Origin of the sequence: Sedimentibacter acidaminivorans (genome assembly GCF_017873955.1) — a bacterium.
Taxonomy (GTDB): domain Bacteria; phylum Bacillota; class Clostridia; order Tissierellales; family Sedimentibacteraceae; genus Sedimentibacter; species Sedimentibacter acidaminivorans.
Genome location: NZ_JAGGKS010000004.1, coordinates 279,045 through 298,306, shown reverse-complemented (window position 1 = coordinate 298,306; position 19,262 = coordinate 279,045). Strand labels below are relative to the sequence as shown.

Annotated in this window: 18 protein-coding genes and 1 riboswitch; of the genes, 16 read left to right on the top strand and 2 right to left on the bottom strand. The window is 29.3% G+C overall.

All coding sequences use genetic code 11. The features are described 5' to 3' along the window. Positions 1-41: 41 nt before the first annotated feature. Complete coding sequence (locus J2Z76_RS08795) at positions 42-2,378, bottom strand: ATP-dependent Clp protease ATP-binding subunit (protein ID WP_209511663.1); 2,337 nt, start codon at positions 2,376-2,378, stop codon at positions 42-44. Positions 2,379-2,678: 300 nt separating this feature from the next. After that, positions 2,679-2,834, top strand: a riboswitch (Lysine riboswitch). A gap of 156 nt (positions 2,835-2,990) precedes the next feature. Between J2Z76_RS08795 and dapA the strand changes: the two genes are divergently transcribed. The 6 genes from dapA to J2Z76_RS08765 all read left to right on the top strand — a co-directional run bounded on the left by dapA (position 2,991) and on the right by J2Z76_RS08765 (position 8,755). Continuing rightward, entirely contained in the window at positions 2,991-3,887 is an 897-nt protein-coding gene (dapA, locus tag J2Z76_RS08790; protein WP_209511662.1) for a 4-hydroxy-tetrahydrodipicolinate synthase, read from the top strand. A 24-nt stretch (positions 3,888-3,911) separates the two neighbouring features. Beyond that, on the top strand, positions 3,912-4,655 hold the full coding sequence (locus tag J2Z76_RS08785) for a 4-hydroxy-tetrahydrodipicolinate reductase (protein WP_245210386.1): 744 nt from the start codon (positions 3,912-3,914) through the stop codon (positions 4,653-4,655). A gap of 65 nt (positions 4,656-4,720) precedes the next feature. Beyond that, a complete protein-coding gene (gene dapD / locus J2Z76_RS08780; protein ID WP_209511661.1) occupies positions 4,721-5,419 on the top strand; it encodes a 2,3,4,5-tetrahydropyridine-2,6-dicarboxylate N-acetyltransferase in 699 nt (232 codons plus the stop codon). Positions 5,420-5,557: 138 nt separating this feature from the next. Further along, complete coding sequence (locus J2Z76_RS08775) at positions 5,558-6,880, top strand: aspartate kinase (RefSeq protein WP_209511660.1); 1,323 nt, start codon at positions 5,558-5,560, stop codon at positions 6,878-6,880. Positions 6,881-6,946: 66 nt separating this feature from the next. After that, positions 6,947-8,137 (top strand): pyridoxal phosphate-dependent aminotransferase, encoded by a 1,191-nt coding sequence (locus tag J2Z76_RS08770; protein ID WP_209511659.1) that lies wholly within the window; start codon positions 6,947-6,949, stop codon positions 8,135-8,137. Between the two features lie 120 nt (positions 8,138-8,257). Further along, the gene (locus J2Z76_RS08765; RefSeq protein ID WP_209511658.1) at positions 8,258-8,755 is read left to right on the top strand and encodes a flavin reductase family protein; all 498 of its coding nucleotides are present in this window, start codon (positions 8,258-8,260) and stop codon (positions 8,753-8,755) included. A 57-nt stretch (positions 8,756-8,812) separates the two neighbouring features. On the opposite strand, the gene J2Z76_RS08760 is transcribed toward J2Z76_RS08765, so the two are convergent. Next, positions 8,813-9,349 carry a DUF2179 domain-containing protein gene (locus J2Z76_RS08760; RefSeq protein WP_209511657.1) on the bottom strand — a complete coding sequence of 179 codons (537 nt, stop codon included), beginning with the start codon at positions 9,347-9,349 and terminating at the stop codon, positions 8,813-8,815. A gap of 194 nt (positions 9,350-9,543) precedes the next feature. Here J2Z76_RS08760 and trmB point away from each other — a divergent pair, with 194 nt between their 5' ends. From trmB to J2Z76_RS08710, 10 genes are all read left to right on the top strand, one after another. Beyond that, entirely contained in the window at positions 9,544-10,185 is a 642-nt protein-coding gene (gene trmB, locus J2Z76_RS08755) for a tRNA (guanosine(46)-N7)-methyltransferase TrmB (RefSeq protein WP_209511656.1), read from the top strand. A gap of 9 nt (positions 10,186-10,194) precedes the next feature. Then, complete coding sequence (locus tag J2Z76_RS08750; RefSeq protein WP_209511655.1) at positions 10,195-10,476, top strand: DUF1294 domain-containing protein; 282 nt, start codon at positions 10,195-10,197, stop codon at positions 10,474-10,476. A 12-nt stretch (positions 10,477-10,488) separates the two neighbouring features. Next, positions 10,489-10,965 carry a Cys-tRNA(Pro) deacylase gene (gene ybaK, locus J2Z76_RS08745; protein ID WP_209511654.1) on the top strand — a complete coding sequence of 159 codons (477 nt, stop codon included), beginning with the start codon at positions 10,489-10,491 and terminating at the stop codon, positions 10,963-10,965. Between the two features lie 212 nt (positions 10,966-11,177). Further along, positions 11,178-11,792 carry a TetR/AcrR family transcriptional regulator gene (locus tag J2Z76_RS08740; protein ID WP_209511653.1) on the top strand — a complete coding sequence of 205 codons (615 nt, stop codon included), beginning with the start codon at positions 11,178-11,180 and terminating at the stop codon, positions 11,790-11,792. A 17-nt stretch (positions 11,793-11,809) separates the two neighbouring features. After that, a complete protein-coding gene (locus J2Z76_RS08735; protein ID WP_209511652.1) occupies positions 11,810-12,517 on the top strand; it encodes an ABC transporter ATP-binding protein in 708 nt (235 codons plus the stop codon). Next, positions 12,517-14,865 carry an ABC transporter permease gene (locus tag J2Z76_RS08730; RefSeq protein ID WP_209511651.1) on the top strand — a complete coding sequence of 783 codons (2,349 nt, stop codon included), beginning with the start codon at positions 12,517-12,519 and terminating at the stop codon, positions 14,863-14,865. Before J2Z76_RS08735 ends, J2Z76_RS08730 begins: the two co-directional genes overlap by 1 nt. A gap of 21 nt (positions 14,866-14,886) precedes the next feature. Further along, the gene (locus J2Z76_RS08725; RefSeq protein ID WP_209511650.1) at positions 14,887-16,083 is read left to right on the top strand and encodes an efflux RND transporter periplasmic adaptor subunit; all 1,197 of its coding nucleotides are present in this window, start codon (positions 14,887-14,889) and stop codon (positions 16,081-16,083) included. Positions 16,084-16,189: 106 nt separating this feature from the next. Continuing rightward, positions 16,190-16,882: a PrsW family intramembrane metalloprotease gene (locus tag J2Z76_RS08720; protein ID WP_209511649.1), complete on the top strand. Its 693-nt coding sequence runs from the start codon at positions 16,190-16,192 to the stop codon at positions 16,880-16,882. An 11-nt stretch (positions 16,883-16,893) separates the two neighbouring features. Further along, positions 16,894-17,643, top strand: a complete 750-nt coding sequence (locus J2Z76_RS08715; protein ID WP_209511648.1) for a hypothetical protein — start codon at positions 16,894-16,896, stop codon at positions 17,641-17,643. 21 nt (positions 17,644-17,664) lie between these two features. Then, positions 17,665-19,065, top strand: coding sequence for an NAD(P)/FAD-dependent oxidoreductase (locus tag J2Z76_RS08710; protein ID WP_209511647.1), 1,401 nt, complete (start codon positions 17,665-17,667; stop codon positions 19,063-19,065). Positions 19,066-19,262 lie beyond the last annotated feature (197 nt).

Genomic DNA, 19,262 nt, shown 5'->3' with positions numbered 1-19,262 from the left:
TTGGTATTAGTTTACCAAAGTTGTTTAATTTTAAATATAAATTATATAATAATTAATTCTGTTTTACCTTCACTATCAACAGTAACATTTACTTTACTATTTTCCTTTAACATACCTTTGAGATATGCTTCTGAAACTTCATCTTCGACATATTTTTGAATTGCACGTCTTAGTGGTCTAGCTCCGTATTTAGAATTGTAACCTTTTTCAAGTATGAATTTTTTCATTTCATCAGTTACAGTAATAGATATTTTCTTATCATTTCCTTCATTTGCAACTTCTTGAAGCATTAATTCAATTATTTTACTTAACTCATCTCGTGTTAATTCAGCAAATACAATTGTATCATCAATTCTGTTTAAAAACTCTGGTCTAAATGTTTGTTTTAAAGCATCTTTAACTTTTGCTTCCATAGCTTCATATTCTTTGTTATCAAAGCCAATTCTATTTCCTTTTATATTGGTTCCAGCATTAGAAGTCATTATTATTACAGTGTTTTCAAAATTAACAGTTCTTCCTTGATTATCTGTTAATCTTCCATCTTCAAGAATTTGAAGTAGTATATTGAAAACATCTTCATGTGCTTTTTCTATTTCATCAAGAAGTATTACTGAATATGGCTTTCTTCTTATTTTTTCTGTTAAAAATCCAGCTTGGTCATATCCTACATAACCTGGAGGAGCACCTATTAATTTAGAAACTGTATGTTTTTCCATATACTCAGACATGTCGAGTCTAATCATGGCATCTTCATTTTCGAACAATTCATAAGCCAATGTTCTTGCTAGTTCAGTTTTACCAACGCCGGTTGGCCCTACAAATATAAATGACGAAGGTTTTTTCTTTTTCTTAAAGCCAGAACGGTTTCTTCTTATAGCTCTAGCTAAGCTTGTAACTGCTTGAGATTGACCAATAACTCTTCTATGAAGCCTATCTTCTAAATGAATTAACTTTTCAGCTTCAACTTGATTAATTTTTTGCACAGGTATTTTAGTCCATGCTTCAATTACATATGCAATATCTTCTATTGTTAAATGGACATTTTCACATTCTTTAGATAATTCATTTATTTTAGATTCTATACGTATTTCACTTACTTTTAATTCAGCTGCCCTCTCATAATCATCACTTTCAGCAGCTTCTTCTTTTTCTACTCTAATTTTAGAGATTTCTGTTTTGAGAGCTTCAAGTTCAACAAGTCCTTTGTTTTTTAAATTTGCTCTTGAGCCTGCTTCATCTAATACATCTATAGCTTTATCTGGAAGAAATCTATCTGTAATGTATCTTTCTGACATTATTACAGATTGTTCTATTACTTCATCTGAAATTTTAACTTTGTGGAAATCTTCGTAGTAATCTTTAATTCCTTTTAAAATTTCAATTGAATCTTCAACAGTTGGTTCATCTACAATTACAGGTTGGAATCTTCTTTCTAGAGCAGTATCTTTTTCGATATGTTTTCTATACTCATCAAGAGTCGTTGCTCCTATCACTTGGACTTCTCCTCTTGCTAGGGCAGGTTTAAGTATGTTTGCAGCATTCATAGCGCCACCTTCAGCTTCGCCTGCACCTACAATATTGTGGACTTCATCAATAACAATTATAATATTTCCATTTTTCTTAGCTTCATCTATAATTGCTTTCATACGTGATTCAAATTGACCTCTAAATTGTGTACCTGCAACAACAGCAGTTAAATCAAGCAAGTATATTTCAGTGTTAAAAAGTTTAACAGGAACTTGCTTTAGTGATATTCTAACAGCAAGTCCTTCAGCTATAGCTGTTTTACCTACTCCAGGTTCGCCTATTAAAACAGGATTGTTTTTAGATCTTCTATTTAATATTTGAACTACTCTATCTATTTCTCTTTCTCTACCTATGATTCTGTCAATTTCTCCATATCTTGCTTGTTCGGTAAGATTTGTACCATAAGTATCAAGATACTTTAATTTTTTTCTTTTAGTTTTTTCTCTTACCTTAGTTCCAATGCCAGAACCTGTGTTAGGTGTACTATTGTCATTATCTTCATCTTCCTCAGGCTGGAAATCTTTATTATTTGAATTAGAAATTCCTGAAAATGCTGTATTCATAAAATTTAAAAGAGAATTCATACCTTTTCCATCTTTATCATCATCTAAATTTTGAGCATCTTGAGTTAGTTCATTAATATCCATATCACCTATTATTTCAGAAAGTTGATTATTTATATTATCAAAATCTTCTGGTTTCATACCACTTTGCTTCATTATTTGATCCATAGGTGCAATACCTTGTTTTTTAGCACAAGGAATACATAAGCCCATAGTTTGCATCTTACCTTCTATAATTTTATTTACATAAATTACAGCAACATTTTTTTTACATACTGAACATAACATTAAATCATCTCCTTGAATTACTTTTTAATATATCATCTTGATTAGGATTTTATTCATAGTCAAATTTAACATATAAAATCTATATTATGTGTAGAATTTTAATATTTTTAACAAATTGATAAATAAATACTTAAAATTATAATTATTGTGCATTAGTTGATTATAATATATCTTTCTTAAAAAATCATTAAAAACTTCTTATTGTAACATAAACTTAATAGAATCATATAAAAAGGCAAATTACTCTTGACATATAATTGTATGGGGGCTATAATTAACAAAATTAAATATTTCGTTAGGGTATATTACAGAGGTTGCGAAGATCAAGAGTAGAAGCTATGCTTTGAAAGGGTGATTCGCCGAAGGAAGATTTTCTTCCTGGGCTTACATTTAATAGATGTAATACTGTTTTTATAGGATGCCTTCCCAATTCTATAAAAAGGAGCTGTAATATGCTGGGCAGAAGGTTCAGTGTTTTTATTATTGTATAATTGCGTCTGAGAGCCCTTTTGCTCTTATGTCGCTTTTTTTATACCATTTTTTAACTTTAACAAAATATGGTAAGCGGCATAGAATTTATTTAAGAATATTAAATAATGAGGAGATAAGGACATGAATGAAATTGTAAGAGGATGTGGAGTAGCATTGGTGACACCATTTGTAAAAGGAGAAATAGACTATAAAACCCTTGGAAAGTTAGTTGATTTGCATATTGAACATTCGGGCTCAATAATTGTAGCAGGAACAACATCGGAAGCATCAACTATGACAGATGATGAATATCATAGTGTAATTAAGTTTGTAATAGACAGAGTTAACCATAGAATTCCAGTAATAGCGGGTTCTGGTAGCAATTGTACTAAAACTGCAATTGAAAAATCAAAATTTTGTGAAGAATCAGGAGCAGATGGACTTTTAATTGTTACACCTTACTATAATAAAACCACTCAGAGCGGTCTTATAAATCATTTTAAAATGATTGCAAAAAGTACAACTTTACCGATAATTGTTTATAACGTACCAGGAAGGACAGGAATGAATATCGAACCAAAAACTGTCTTAGAACTATCAAAAATAAATAATGTTATAGGAATTAAAGAAGCAAGTGGAAATATTAGTCAAGTAGCAGAAATACTTAGGATTTGTCCTAAAGATTTCTTAGTTTATTCAGGTAATGATGATATGATTATTCCTATGATGTCCTTAGGCGGTCATGGGGTAATTTCTGTTGTTGCAAATATATTACCATCAGAAACAAAAAAAATGGTAGATGACTATGCTAATGGGGATGTAGATTGTGCAAGAAATGCTCAATTATCAATGAATGGATTAATTAACGCACTGTTTATTGAAACAAATCCGATTCCAGTTAAAGAGGCTATGAGTATATTAAATATGTGCAGTTCTGAGGTTAGAGCACCTCTTTACAGAATGTCTAATGAAAACAGAGATAAACTCATTAATGAAATGCAATTATATGGAATAGGTGCTTTAAGTGAAACATGTTAGAAAACTTCTGAAAGGATGAGATAAATGATAAATATAGTAATTTGTGGCATAAATGGTGCTATGGGTAAAGTGATAAAGAGAGAATTAGAAACTTATGAAAATATTAGACTTGTTGGAACACTATCGCCGAGAAATGGGAATACGGGAGAAGATATTAAAGATAAGGTTGATGTAGTAATTGATTTTTCAAATCCTGCTAATATTGATTATCTTATAGATTATAATATCGAAAAAAATTCAGCTCTTTTAATTTGTACAACGGGATATAATTTAGAGCAGAAGAATAAAATAATTAATGCTGGGAAAAAAATACCTGTAATGTTATCCTCTAATACTTCACCTGGTGTAAATGTATTTAGAAAAATACTAAAAAATATATCTGCTGAGCTAAATAGTTTTGACATAGATATTATTGAAAGACATCACAGCAAAAAGATTGATTCACCAAGTGGAACTGCTAAAACATTGGCAGAAGATATTATATCAGTTACGGGTAGAGATAAAATTGAAACACATGCACTAAGAGCTGGTACAATACCTGGCGAACATACTGTTGTATTTTCTGGAAATGGAGAAACATTGGAAATTAAGCATACAGCATTTTCAAAAAATATATTTGCAAGAGGAGCCTTAGATATTGCCTTGAAGTTTTATAATAAACCAGCTGGATTTTACACTACAGAAGATATTTTCAACAACTATGATGAAACATTTGATGAAAAATTTCACGAAAGAGAAACTTCTAAATGTTTAAGAAGACTAGCTTGAGATTGGATTGAAATTATTAAGACTTTCAAAGATGAAAATTAAATATAAAAATTAGGAGGATTAAAATGTTACAAGATGCTTATGAGATTGGGAGATATATAAAAGAAGCAAAAAAATCAACCCCTGTTAAACTTTATATTTCTGGTAATATAAACAATGCTGAAAAGTATAATTTAAAAATTTTTAAAACGGGTGAAATGGCAATACTCATTGGTGAATATTCTGAAGCTAAAAGGCTTTTATCAGACAACTCACAAATAGTGGATTTTCACATAGAATATGATAGAAGAAATTCTGCAATACCAATGCTTAATACCAATGAAGTACAAGCAAGAATTGAGCCTGGAGCAATTATAAGAGATATGGTCACAATAGAGAAAGATGCTGTTATAATGATGGGAGCGGTAATTAATATAGGCGCTGTAATTGGTGAAAAAACTATGATTGATATGAATGCTGTTGTTGGCGCTAGAGGGATAATAGGTAAAAATGTACATGTTGGTGCTGGAGCAGTTGTTGCAGGAGTTTTAGAACCCCCAAGTAAAACACCAGTAATAATAGAAGATGATGTGCTTATTGGTGCTAATGCAGTGATATTAGAAGGAGTTAGAGTGTGTAAGGGTGCAGTAGTAGCAGCAGGTAGTGTGGTTACGGAAGATGTACCAGAGATGGCTGTAGTTGCTGGTAGCCCAGCAAAGATAATTAAGTATAAAGATGATAGAACTATTGAAAAAACAAAACTTTTGGATGATTTAAGAGGTTAAATTTAATTTGTGTGCATTTAAATTAAAGAATAGTATTTTAATTTATTCGCGATATAAAGACATCTGTATTAAAACTGTTGACAAATAATTATGTATATGATATTGTTTAAAAGTTATAATATAGAATTGGAGGACAAAATGATAGTTGCTAAATTTGGAGGTACTTCTTTAGCTGACGCAAAGCAGTTCAAAAAAGTGTATGACATAGTAATAAGTAACGATGAAAGAAAATTTGTGGTAGTATCAGCTCCGGGAAAAAGGTTTAAAGAAGATAATAAGATAACAGATTTATTGTACTTGACACACGCACATACAAAATATTCTGTTCCGTATGACCCTGTATTTAAAATAATAGAAGATAGATTTTTAACAATAAAATACGAATTAAATTTGTCTGTTGACTTGAAACAGGAATTTGATATTATAAGAGAAAACCTTGATAATAAATGTGATGAAGATTATATTGTAAGCAGGGGAGAGTATCTTAGTGCCTTGCTATTAGCAGATTATTTAGGATGTAAGTTTATAGATGCTAAAGACATAATATTTTTTAATTATGATGGATCTGTAAATTCTGAAAAAACAAATTTGAAAATAAAAGAATTTACAGAGGATTGTGATAAAATAATAATACCAGGGTTTTATGGATCTTATCCTGATGGAAGTATAAAGACATTTTCTAGAGGAGGATCAGATATTACAGGGGCAATTGTTGCTGGTGCTGTTAATGCAAAAATGTATGAAAATTGGACTGATGTTTCAGGTTTCTTAATGGCAGATCCTAGAATAGTAAAAAATCCTAAGCAAATAAAAAGAATCACATATCAAGAATTAAGAGAGCTGTCTTATATGGGTGCTTCTGTATTACATGATGAAGCAATTTTTCCAGTTAGGGAAGCAGGAATACCGATAAACATAAAAAATACAAATGAACCTGAAAATCCTGGTACTATAATAATTGGAAACGACCAAATAGAAGAAAGTTGTGAAAATGATTATATTATTACAGGAATAGCTGGTAAAAAGAATTTTACAATTTTTTATGTTCATAAAGAACATATGGCAAATGAAGTTGGAATTATAAAAAGAGCGTTGGAAGTATTTGAAGATAGAGGTATTAGTATTGACCATATACCATCTGGTATAGATAGCTTTTCAATTGTACTTCCTACAGAATGTGTTGATAAGTTTTCTCATGAAATTGTAGAAGAATTAAAATTAAAATGTAAAGCAGATTTTGTTAATGTTAACAATAATTTAAGTCTTATAACAACGGTTGGTATTAATATGGCTTCTAGGCCAGGTATTTCAGCCAAAGTGTTTTCAGCACTCGGAAATAATAATATAAACATTAGAATGATTGATCAAGGTTCCAGTGAAATTAATATTATTGTAGGCGTTGAAAATAAAGATTTTGAAATCGCAATAAAAGCTATATATGGTGCTTTCGTTAATTGTTGATATAGCATAGAAACTAGAATAATAAAATAATATCTTGAAATTAACATGTAATATATGGGGTGTACGATGATTAGTAAAAGGGTTATGAAGATAATTCCATCAGTGACATTAGCACAATCTGAAAAGATAGCAAATTTAAAAAAACAAGGTATTGAAGTTATAGGCTTTAATGTTGGAGAACCGGATTTTAATACCCCAGTAAACATAATTAAAAAGGCAGAAGAAGCATACCAGCTTGGATACACTAAATATACTCCTGCGGCTGGTATGTTAGAGCTTAGAGAAGAGGTCTGTAAAAAGTTTAAGAATGACTACGGTCTTGATTATTCAGTAAGAAATGTAATTGTTTCTGCTGGAGCAAAGCAGTCTTTAATTAATGCATTAATGGCAATTGTAAATCCAGGTCAAGAAGTGATAGTACCAGTGCCATGCTGGAATAGCTATATAGAAATGATTAAACTTACTGGCGCAACTCCAGTTTTAGTTAATATGGATGAAAGAAATGGATTTGATTTAGATGTTGAAAAGATATCAGCACATGTTACTGAAAAAACCGTAGCTATTCTGATTAACTCACCTAATAATCCTACAGGAGCAGTATATAAAAAAGAATATATGGAGAAACTAGGAAACTTAGCTGTAGAAAAAAATTTTTATATAATTTCAGATGAGATTTATGAAAAGTTAGTATATGATGGAAACATCAATTGTTGTATGGCTGCTTTATCCAAAGAGATAAAAGATAAAACAATAACTATTAATGGTGTTTCAAAATCATATGCGATGACAGGCTGGAGGATTGGTTTTGCAGTTGGACCAGTAGATGTTATAAAAGGTATGAGTGATTATCAGGGACATACAACAACGAGTCCAAATGCGCCTGCTCAATATGCATCTATAGAAGCATTGGCAAACACAGAAGAGTTTGTAGAAAGTATGAGAAAAGAGTTTGCAATTAGAAGAAAATACATAGTGGAAAGATTAAATGCAATGGAAGGTATAACATGTAGCATTCCAAAAGGTGCTTTTTATGTAATGCCAAATATTAATAGCTTTTATGGTAAAAAATATAAAAATTATGTAATCAAAAACTCTATGGATATGTCGGATTATTTGCTGGAAGAGTGCAGAATAGCAGTAGTGGCTGGTGAAGCATTTGTGGCACCAGATAATTTGCGCTTATCATACTCTAATTCCTTAGAAAATATCAAAGAAGGAATGGATAGGATGGAAACAGCATTAAGAAAATTAAAATAAAAATGAGAAAAACAGCTTCGTTTGACAAACAGTACTATGAAGATGTAATATCAATGAAAAGAATATAATTTAAATGATGGCATATATATATGTCATCATTTAAAATTTGGAGGTAAATATATGGAAAACAATTTATTAAAAGATTCAAATGAGTTTATAAGCAATATAAAAAGTGGAAAAGCGTTTTTAGTGACAAAAAGCGAAAGTAATGTTAATGCAATGCAAATAGGTTGGGGTTATATTGGATTTATGTGGGGTAAACCATCAATTATCATAGGTGTAAGACACTCGAGGTATACATATGAACAATTACAAAATTCAGATGAATTTGTAATTAGTATACCAAAGGCTGGTGAGTTTGCTGATGAACTAAAAATTTGTGGAACTCAATCAGGTAGAGCTGTTAATAAAATAGAAAAATGTGGGTTTGAAATGATAGATGGTCAAAAAGTTAATGTACCTTACATAAAAGGTTGCCAGTATCACTATGAATGTAAAGTAGACTACAAGCAATCAATCGATCCAGAGCTATTAAATAGAGATATTCTAGATAAAAGCTATAAGAAAAATGACTATCATGTAATGATTTACGGAGAAATTTTGTCATCTCACGAATAAAAAAAGTGCTGTCTCTGGTAAGTATTGAGACAGCATTTTACATTAATTGATATATTATTATTTTTTTACAAAACCACCCATCATTGACTTAATGTCATTTATTGAAATGTAAGCATTAGGTGTATTTTCTTTTATAATACTAATAGCTTCATTAATTCTTCTTCTTTTTAATTGAATAAATAATAAATTTTTCTTGCTGTCGTTTTTACCCTTTCCATTAATTATTGTTACACCAAAACCTTGCTCTCTAAGAACATCTGCTAACATTTGTCCTGATTCCTCATTTACAACTGCTTGAATGGAAGCAAGGCCAACAGCTATTTTAGATTCAATTGTAATTCCTATGTAATTACCTAATGAAAAAGCAGCAGCGTATACAAATGCTTTCATAGGGTCTTCTGCAATATTAGTAAGAACTGAGCTTACAACAACAAGCCAAATTGAAATTTCAATAAATGCAAGAATAGTACCTTTTATTTTTTCACCTTTATTTATGTATACTAATCTAATAGTTGAGATTGTTACTTCTATAATTTTTGCAAAGAAAATAACAAAATATAAAACTGGCCCTGATAAGCTTGATAAAAAATCCATTATTCACCTCATAATTATTTTTTGTTAACTAAGTCATTAATATATACTATCTATTAATAAATATATTACTATCTTTTCTATCTAAATGCAATAGATAAAAGGGTTTTCTTAATAAAAAGCAGTTGAACGAAAATTATCATTGTTAAAATGCATAAAATGTTGTAAAATTCTAATATAAAACGTGAGGAGCAAATATGAGATTAAGATATGTACCTGGACAGTATGAATATTTACAACAACATGATAAAGCAATTACTGAACCGGAAAAAATGAGCTATAAGTTAAATGATGTATTTAAAAATAATAATCCATTACATGTTGAGCTTGGATGTGGAAAAGGTAAATTTTTGAGGGAAACAGCACTTAAAAATCCAAATATAAATTATATAGGTTTTGAAAAAAGTGTTAAAGTTGCATATAGGTGTGCAAAGTCTGTTTTTGAAAATGACCCGGACAATTATTATATAGTATATTCAAATGGAGATATTATAAAAGATGTTTTCTTTCCAAACTCAATTGAAAGAATTTATTTAAACTTTTCAGACCCATGGCCAAAGCCATCCCATTATAAAAGAAGGATGACACACAAAAATTTTCTTGATGTCTATAGGTCGGTTTTAACTAAAAATGGTGAAATACATATGAAAACAGATAATGATGACCTGTTTGAATATTCTGTTTTACAGTTTCAAGAAGATAATTGGGATTTAATTATGGTAAATAGAGATTTGCATAATAGCCCGTACAATGAAGAAAATATTATGACTGAATATGAAGAAAAATTCGCTGAAGAAGGCAGACATATAAATAAGTTAATAGCAAGAAATAGAGGGTAGGATAATACTATGAATTATAAAGAATATATATTAATATACGCCCTTTTTATAAATTTTTTATCCTTTGTATTGTTTTTTTTAGATAAAAGAAAAGCGATTAAGGATAAATGGAGAATAAAAGAAAGAACACTACATATATCATCGTTTTTAGGAGGAGCATTAGGGAGTATTTTAGCAATGTACCTCTTTCATCACAAAACTAGAAAAATTAAATTTTGTGTTATTACAGCAATATCTTTTATTTTTAATATTTTTATAATATATGTCTATTGCTATTATATTTACAAATAAGTAGGTGATAAAATGAAAAAGATCAATAAAACAAATGCAATGAGAATACTTGATTCAATGAATATTGAATATGATTATATTACATACGAGTGTGAGGATGGAAAAATAGATGGTGTTTCAGTAGCCCTAAAAACAGGTCAAAATCCTGAAACTGTATTTAAAACACTTGTTTCTGTAGGGCATAGCAAAGAATTGTATGTGTTTTGTATACCTGTGGAGTATGAACTAGATTTGAAAAAAGCAGCAAAAGCATCAAATGAAAAAAACATAGAATTATTACCATTAAAAGAATTAACTAAAAATACAGGATACATAAGAGGTGGATGTTCACCAATAGGAATGAAAAAACATTACAAAACATTTATAGATGAAACTGCCAGTTTAAATGAAAAAATATTAGTTAGTGCAGGATGTTTAGGTGTACAAATAATAATTAATCCAAATGATTTAATCAAGGCATCAGAAGCGAGTTATGAGGATTTAATATAGAGTTGACTAGAACGGTTTTAAAATATTATTAATATAAAGCAAATCATTTAAAGGAAAGTAGTTCTTTGTGATTTGTTTTTTTGTTTAATAATGTTTAATAAAAATTATATAAATCAATCATACGTTGACTAGTTAGTCAATATAATATATAATGTTATTGACTAACAAGTCAATAACAATAAATTGTAAAATTATAAGTAGGTGTTAAAACGATGCTCGACAATTCAAAAAAACAAAAAATTTTAGAAGCAAGTCTTGAAGAATTTTCGGAATATGGGTATGAGAAAGCCAATACAGATAGGATAAGTAAGAAAGCAGGAGTGTCAAAAGGTCTTATATTTCATCATTTTGGTTCTAAAGAAAATCTTTTTATTATAACAATTAATAAATGCATTGATGATATATTATTTGAATTTAATGACATCAATATTCTTGGTGAAGATTTTATATCAATAATTATGAAATTAATGCAAACAAAATATGAATTTTTTATAAAAAATCCCATGCATTATAAATTAATTATAAATGGATTTTATAATACACCCAAAAAGTTGAAGGCACAACTACAACAAAGATACTCAGAAATAAAGCAAATTGGATTTGATATTATTGTAGATATAATTAAAGGTCTACCGCTTAAAAAAGATGTTTCTATAGATCATATCGTATCAGTTATAGCAGTAATAACTAATGTTGTTGAAAGCAAGTATCTGACTTACTTTACTGAAGAGGAAACAAGTTTTGAGAAATTTTATGATGCTGTGAAAAATGAATATATAGAATTAATGAATATAGTACTATATGGTATAATAGATAGCTATGAATAATTTGGAGGTAACATTGTATGAGTGAAACTATACTAAAGGTTGAAAACCTTAGTAAGAATTACAAGATGGGCGAAGTTACTGTAAAGGCTCTTGATAATGCGAGCTTTGAAGTATCAAAAGGTGAATTTATTGTAATATTAGGTCCTAGCGGGTCTGGTAAAAGTACATTATTAAATATTATGGGAGGTATGGATACACCATCTAGTGGTAATGTATATTTTAATAATGAACTTTTGACAACTATGAATGATAAAGGGCTTACCCAGTACAGGAGAAATAAAATAGGTTTTGTATTTCAGTTTTATAATCTCATGGCATCTCTTACAGCAAGGGAGAATGTTGAACTTGCAACAGAAATATGTGAAGAATCAATTGATATAGAAGATGTTATAGAATCTGTTGGATTAAAGGATAGAATTGATCACTTCCCATCTCAAATGAGTGGTGGTGAACAACAAAGAGTTGCAATAGCTAGAGCTGTAGCTAAAAATCCTCAAATTTTACTTTGTGATGAACCTACAGGTGCTCTTGATTTTGAAACAGGTATTTCTATACTTAAAGTTTTAAAAGATGTAAATATAAAATATAAAAATACAATTGTAGTTATAACTCATAATTCACCAATTGCACAAATGGCAGACAAAGTAATCAAAATGAGAAGTGGAAAAATTATTGAAATTATAGAAAATAAAAACCCTATAGAACCTGAAAGGATTGAGTGGTAATGAAAAAGCTTGATAAAAGACTTTTCAGAATGATAAAGAATACAAAAGGTCAATACTTTGCTGTGTTATCTATCATTATTACAGGTATATTTGTATTTACTGCAGTAAGCAATTCTGCTTTAAATTTAAAAGATTCACTTAATGACTATTATAAAAAAACTAACTTTGCAGATATATTTGTGTCGGCGATGGGTTTGCCAGAAAAGATTGAAAGTAGTTTGATAGGGCAAGCTGATATAAAAGAAGCTGAAGCTAGACTTGTGTTTGATACATCATTTATAACAGAAGAAGATGATGAAAAGGTAAATGTTAGAGTAGTTTCTATAAATAAAAATGAAAATAAAATAAATAAGTTATTTATTAAGTCAGGAAAAAGAGAATTAACAGAAAAAGATATAATTATTATTGAACAATTTGCTCTTGCAAGAAACATACATGTTGGAGAACAAATAAAAATCCAGATAAATGGAAAGCAGTATAAATTCAATGTATCTGGTATTGCGTCTAGTTCGGAATATGCTTATATAATGGAAAATGAACAAACACTGTTACCTGATCCTGAAAATTTTGGAATAGTATATATTGAAGATAATTATCTTAGGCAAATTTATGGGTCTAAGGGCAATTATAATGAAATACTTATTAAAATTAATAATGAAAACAATTTAGTTCAAACAAAAGACTTTTTAGAAGATGCTTTGGATAAGTATGGTGTAAAAAGAGTTATAAAAAAAGATGAACAGTTAAGCCATAGCATGTTGAGCCAAGAAATTGAAGGTCTCGAGATGATGTCACAGTCAGTTCCATATGTATTTTTAATATTTGCTGGAATAATGCTATCTTCCATGCTTTCAAGAATCGTAAAAAAAGATAGAACTTCAATAGGTATTTTAAAGGCACTTGGATATCAAAGTAGTGAGATAATTTCTCATTACTTAAAATATGCGGCTTCTGTTGGAATTGTTGGAGGTCTGTTAGGTTCGATAATTGGTTCAGCTTTGTCTGGAGCAATGACAAATTATTATTTAGTTTTCTTTAATATTCCAACACTTACAATTAAGGTTTACTATAATAGAATTGTAGTTTCTGTAATTCTTTCGTGTATATTTTGCATAATATCAGGTTATTGGGGAGTTAAGGGAATTACAAAAATTAATCCTTCTGAGTCTATGAAACCTGAATCACCCAAAAAGGGTAAGAGAATTTTTATTGAAAATATAAAATTTGTATGGAATAATGTGACCTTTTCATGGAAAATGGTACTAAGAAGCATTTTTAGAGAAAAGAAAAAATTTGCTTTTATAGGTGCTGCTGTAGCTATAACTTGTGGGATGATGATAATGACAATTTGGATGATTGATGTTATGGATGCAATGTTTAACAGACAGTACACTGAATTTATGAAAATGCAATACAATATAAGCTTCTCGGGTTTTCAGAATGAAAATATAAAAAAAGAGGTTGCAAAATATATAAATCCAAAGGATATGGAAGGTAGAATAGAACTTCCATTTGAAATTGAAAATGGTAGAAACTCTAAAATTGTAAATATTATTGGACTTGACAAAAACACTGAATTCTATGGCTTTCAAGACATGAAGGGCAATTCGTTAAAAGTGCCAGAAGATGGAATTCTAATATCTTCAAATTTAGCAAATAATCTGCACGCTAAAGTAGGAGATGAAGTGTTGATTAAAAACTTTATTCCTAACAAAGATGATCGTTATGTTAAGGTGAGAGGGATTATTAAGCAAAGTCTTGGAATTAATGGGTATATGAATATAGACTATTTAAATGATAAACTTTTAGATAGAGAAATCATAAATGGTATATACCTTAATTCAGATGATGATGTTCAAGAAAAGTTAAAGGATATAAAAAATATTAGTTCTATTCAATCTCAAGCTGACATGAGGGGTGCGTTTGAAGAGTTTACAACAATTACAGCAATATCAATGGGTTTTATGGTGATGTTTTCAGGATTGTTAGGATTTGTAATTGTGTATAGTATGACCTTAATGAGTATAAATGAAAGAACATTAGAATTTTCATCTCTAAGAGTGATGGGATTTTCAAAGAAAGAAATTTTTTATATGTTGATTAGAGAAAACATGATAATGTCTTTTATAGGAATAATTATTGGTATACCCTTAGGATTGTGGCTTGTAGATTATATGGGTAAGTCATTTACTACGGATGTTTACACAATGAATGAACCTGTTAGAACAAACAGTATTGTAGTATCTATTATATTAACTATAGTTTTTTTATCATTAGCGCAATTTATGACATATGCAAAAATTCACAAATTAGATTTTATGCAAGCGCTTAAAAATAGGATATCATAACAATTAAGTATGGAGGGTAAAATGAAAAATAAAAAGAAATATATTATTTTAGCAATTGCAATAGTTATAGGTTTATCTGTTATAGCTTCTGTTTATTTCAAAGGACAGAACAAAATTGAAGTCGAAAAATCCGAGGTAAAGCTTGGTAGTATAGCCAAGACAATAGAAGAAACTGGCACTGTTTATTCTAAGAGAGTTAACTCCTTTTATTCTGATATGAGTCAAACTGTTAAAACCCTTAATGTGTCAATAGGTGACAAGGTTAATAAAGGTGACATAATATTATCTTATGATAATAATTATGATTTAGAAATAGAAAGAGCAAAAAAACAAATAGAGGCTATTACTGCATCATACAATGAAGCTAGTAAGGGAGCAGATTTTCAAGAGATTTCTAATGAAAAATTAAGTATTAATACAATAGAAAACAACTTGGAATTTGCAAAAAACAATTTTGATAAAATTAAATCCTTATATGAAAATAGTGTTGTTAGTAAAGTTGATTATGATGAAGCTGAAAATAATGTACTAGTATTAGAAAATCAGCTACAAGAAGCAAAGAATAATTATGCGCTGTTGCTAAAAGGCGTTTCATCAAATATAAAAAATAAATATGAGGCACAAATAGAAGAAATAATGGTTCAAATAAAAATATTGGAAAAAAGTAAAGAACAATCATCAATTATTGCGGAATTTGATGGTATAATAACGGAGCTTAACGTCCATCAAGGTGGAATGACACAGTCAGGTGTAGTTGTAGTTGAAATGCAAGATGAAAATAACCTTGGTGTTTATGTGGAATTATTGTCTGATGAAGCTATGGAAGCATCTAATGGAATGAAAATGGTAATAAAATATCAAAATTCAGAAGAACAAATTGACGAACTAAAAATTGATAGAATTTATCCTAAAGCTTTATCTACGGTTTCGGAACTTGGTGTTGAACAAAAACGTATTAGAGTAGAGGCTGATATTGATAATAATAAAAATAATTTAAAAATAGGAACAGAAGTTGATTCAGTAATTATTTTAGAAAAAAAGGATAATGTTATTTTAGTTGAAAAAGATGCTGTATACGAGATGTCTGGAAAAAAGTATGTTACAGTATTAAATGGGAACCAACCAGAGGAACGAGAAATAACTACGGGTATAAAGGATGATAAATATTTTGAAGTTCTATCAGGTTTAACAGAAAGTGAAATATTATCTATGGAATAGGTAATGTCAGATTTTTTAATAAATTGAAATATTATAAATTTATTATTGTTTTATATACAAAAAAATAATATAATAAGGCAGTAATAACGACTTTTGGAGGGATAATTTGAAGATAGATTTAGTTATAACAGCAATAACACCAGGTATAGCATTGGGATTAGCTTTGTATTTTGTTGATAGGCATGATAGAGAGCCTCTTAAGATGCTCATGAAAGTATTTTTTATGGGTGTTTTTATTGTGATACCAACAATACTTGTAGAAAATATTTTATCTTCATTTAATGTTTTTTATGGTTTAGCAGGTGTTTTTTATAGAGCTTTTATTGTTGCTGGATTAACTGAGGAATTTATGAAGAGAAAAGTTGTTTTAAAAACGGTGTATTATAATCCTGTTTTTAATGAAAAACTTGATGGTATTATATATTGCGCGTTTTCTGCTCTTGGATTTGCAACTATTGAAAATATAATGTATGTTGTATTTAGATTCTCAGATGTTGAATTTGTTGGTTTATATAGAGCTATAGTCTCTGTACCAGCTCATATGCTTTTTGCTGTAACTATGGGATATTATTTGTCTTTAGCCAAATTTGCATCTACAACTGAAATGAGCAAATATTATTATAAAAGGTCTTTAGTTGTACCTACCATTTTACATGGTATTTTTGATTTTATCCTTATGTCTGAAATTCAAATTTTAATGATTCTTTTTGTACCATTTGTAATATATCTTTGGATTGTAAACCTAAGAAAGTTAAATATATACTATAAAGATTCAAAAGATAACAATGATTTCAATTAAGGAAGGGATTAATGGTTAATATTAAATATGATTTGAGAACTATAAATGAAAAAAGAGAATTAGTTAAAAATAAACTATTCGAGAAGTCAAAATATGTAAAGACAGTTAATTTTAAAGAAATAGCAAATAGTGATTTGGTTTTACTATATAATTTATATGATGAATTTTTTTTAGATTCGTGGTTTAAGAAAAATTTCAAAGGTAAAATTACATTTAAATTATCTAAACAACTTTCTAGAGCGGCTGGAAATACTAAAACACAAAAAAATATTGGTGATATTAAAGAAGAGGACATTAAATTCGAAATAAAAATTTCAGTAAATCATTTATTGAATTTTGATAAAATAGATAGAAGCAAATCTGTAGGAGGAATTGAAGTTAATAGCAAACTAGATAGCTTAATTCTTGTATTTGAGCATGAATTATGCCATGTTATTGAGTTTCTAATATATAAAAAATCAGATTGTAGTAAACAGGTATTTAAAGATATAATATATAATTTGTTTGGACAACATGAAACAACCCACAAGCTTGTATCTGAAAAAGAAGCAAATTATCAAAAATACAAGCTTCTTGTAGGCAACCGTGTGTTATTTAATTATGAAGGAAAAGAAATCTATGGTATAATAAATAGAATTAATAAACGTGCCACTGTAATGTCACCAAGTCAATATGGAAAATATGTTGATAAAAGTGGACAACACTATACAAAATACTATGTGCCGCTTAGTGGTCTTACAAAATGCGAATTATCAAAGTAATATGAGGAAGAGGAGTTTATTATGAAATATGATTTAATAATAGTAGGGGCAGGGCCATCTGGAATTTTTACTGCTTTAGAGTTAATAAGAAAGGATAAAAATAAGTCTATTCTTTTGGTTGAAAAGGGTAGTGCTATTGAAAAAAGAAGATGTCCAAAGGATAAAACGAAAAATTGTGTCAATTGTCAGCCTTATTGCCATATAACAACAGGGTTTTCAGGAGCTGGTGCTTTTTCTGATGGGAAACTATCCTTAAGTCCAGAGGTAGGTGGAGATTTACCTGATTTAATAGGGTACGAATATACAGAGGAATTAATAGATTATACTGATAAAATATATCTTGAATTTGGAGCAGATACTAAGGTTGAGGGAATTGAGGACAAAGAAGAAATAAAAGAAATAAGAAGAAAAGCAATTGAAGCTGGATTGAAACTTGTTGATTGTCCTATTAGACATCTAGGTACAGAAAAGGCACAAGAAATCTATCAGAAAATAGAAGAATACTTAATAGATAATAACATTGAAGTTAGATTTAATGTTCAGGCCAAAGATATAGTAGTTGAAAACGGACAAATAAAGGGAGTATTATTAACAGATTCTTTAAAACATGAAAAAGAGGAAACAGTTTATTCGGATAATGTGGTTATATCTGCTGGTAGAAAGGGTGCTGATTGGTTAAAATCCCTTTGTGTGAAACATGATATATCTCACAAAGCAGGTACGGTTGATATTGGAGTTAGGGTAGAAGTAAGAAATGAAGTTATGGAGAAAGTAAATAACATTCTTTATGAATCGAAATTAATTGGATATCCTGCACCTTTTAAAAACAAAGTGAGAACATTCTGCCAGAATCCAGGAGGATTTGTTAGTCAAGAAAATTATGATAATAATTTAGCAGTTGTTAATGGCCATTCTTATAAGGATAAGAAATCTAATAACACAAATCTTGCTATACTTTGTTCTCATAATTTTAGTTATCCGTTTAATGAACCAATTAAATATGGTATCAAGGTATCAGAATTATTGAATATGCTTGGTGATGGCAAAATTTTAGTACAAAGATATGGTGATATAATAGATGGTAAGAGGACATGGCAAAAAGAGTTGTCTCGTTCAAATGTAACTCCGACACTTCAAGATGCTGTAGCTGGGGATATTACTTCTGCAATGCCATATAGAACTATGACAAATATTTTAAATTTTATAGAGGCTTTAAATACTGTAGTGCCAGGCTTTGCTGGAACAGAAACGCTTTTATATGGGCCAGAAGTTAAGTTTTATAGCAATAAAGTTGAATTAAGTGAAAATTTTGAAACAAATATAAAAAATCTGTACTGTCTTGGAGATTCAAGTGGGTGGACAAGAGGGCTGATGATGGCATCTCTCATGGGTGTTAGAATGGGACAGATACTAGGAGAATAGTAATGATGGGAAGATGCAGAATTTATTTCAAAAGAAAAAGTTGACTGTTAAAAAATAGTGAAAAAAATTTACGTTTAATAAAAGGGTTTGTGTACTATCACAAATCCTTTTTTATATACTAGGAAAGTTATTTTTGATTAATTTTCTTGATGTTGAATATTTGAGCATTGATTAAAAATTGAGCACGCTACCGTGCA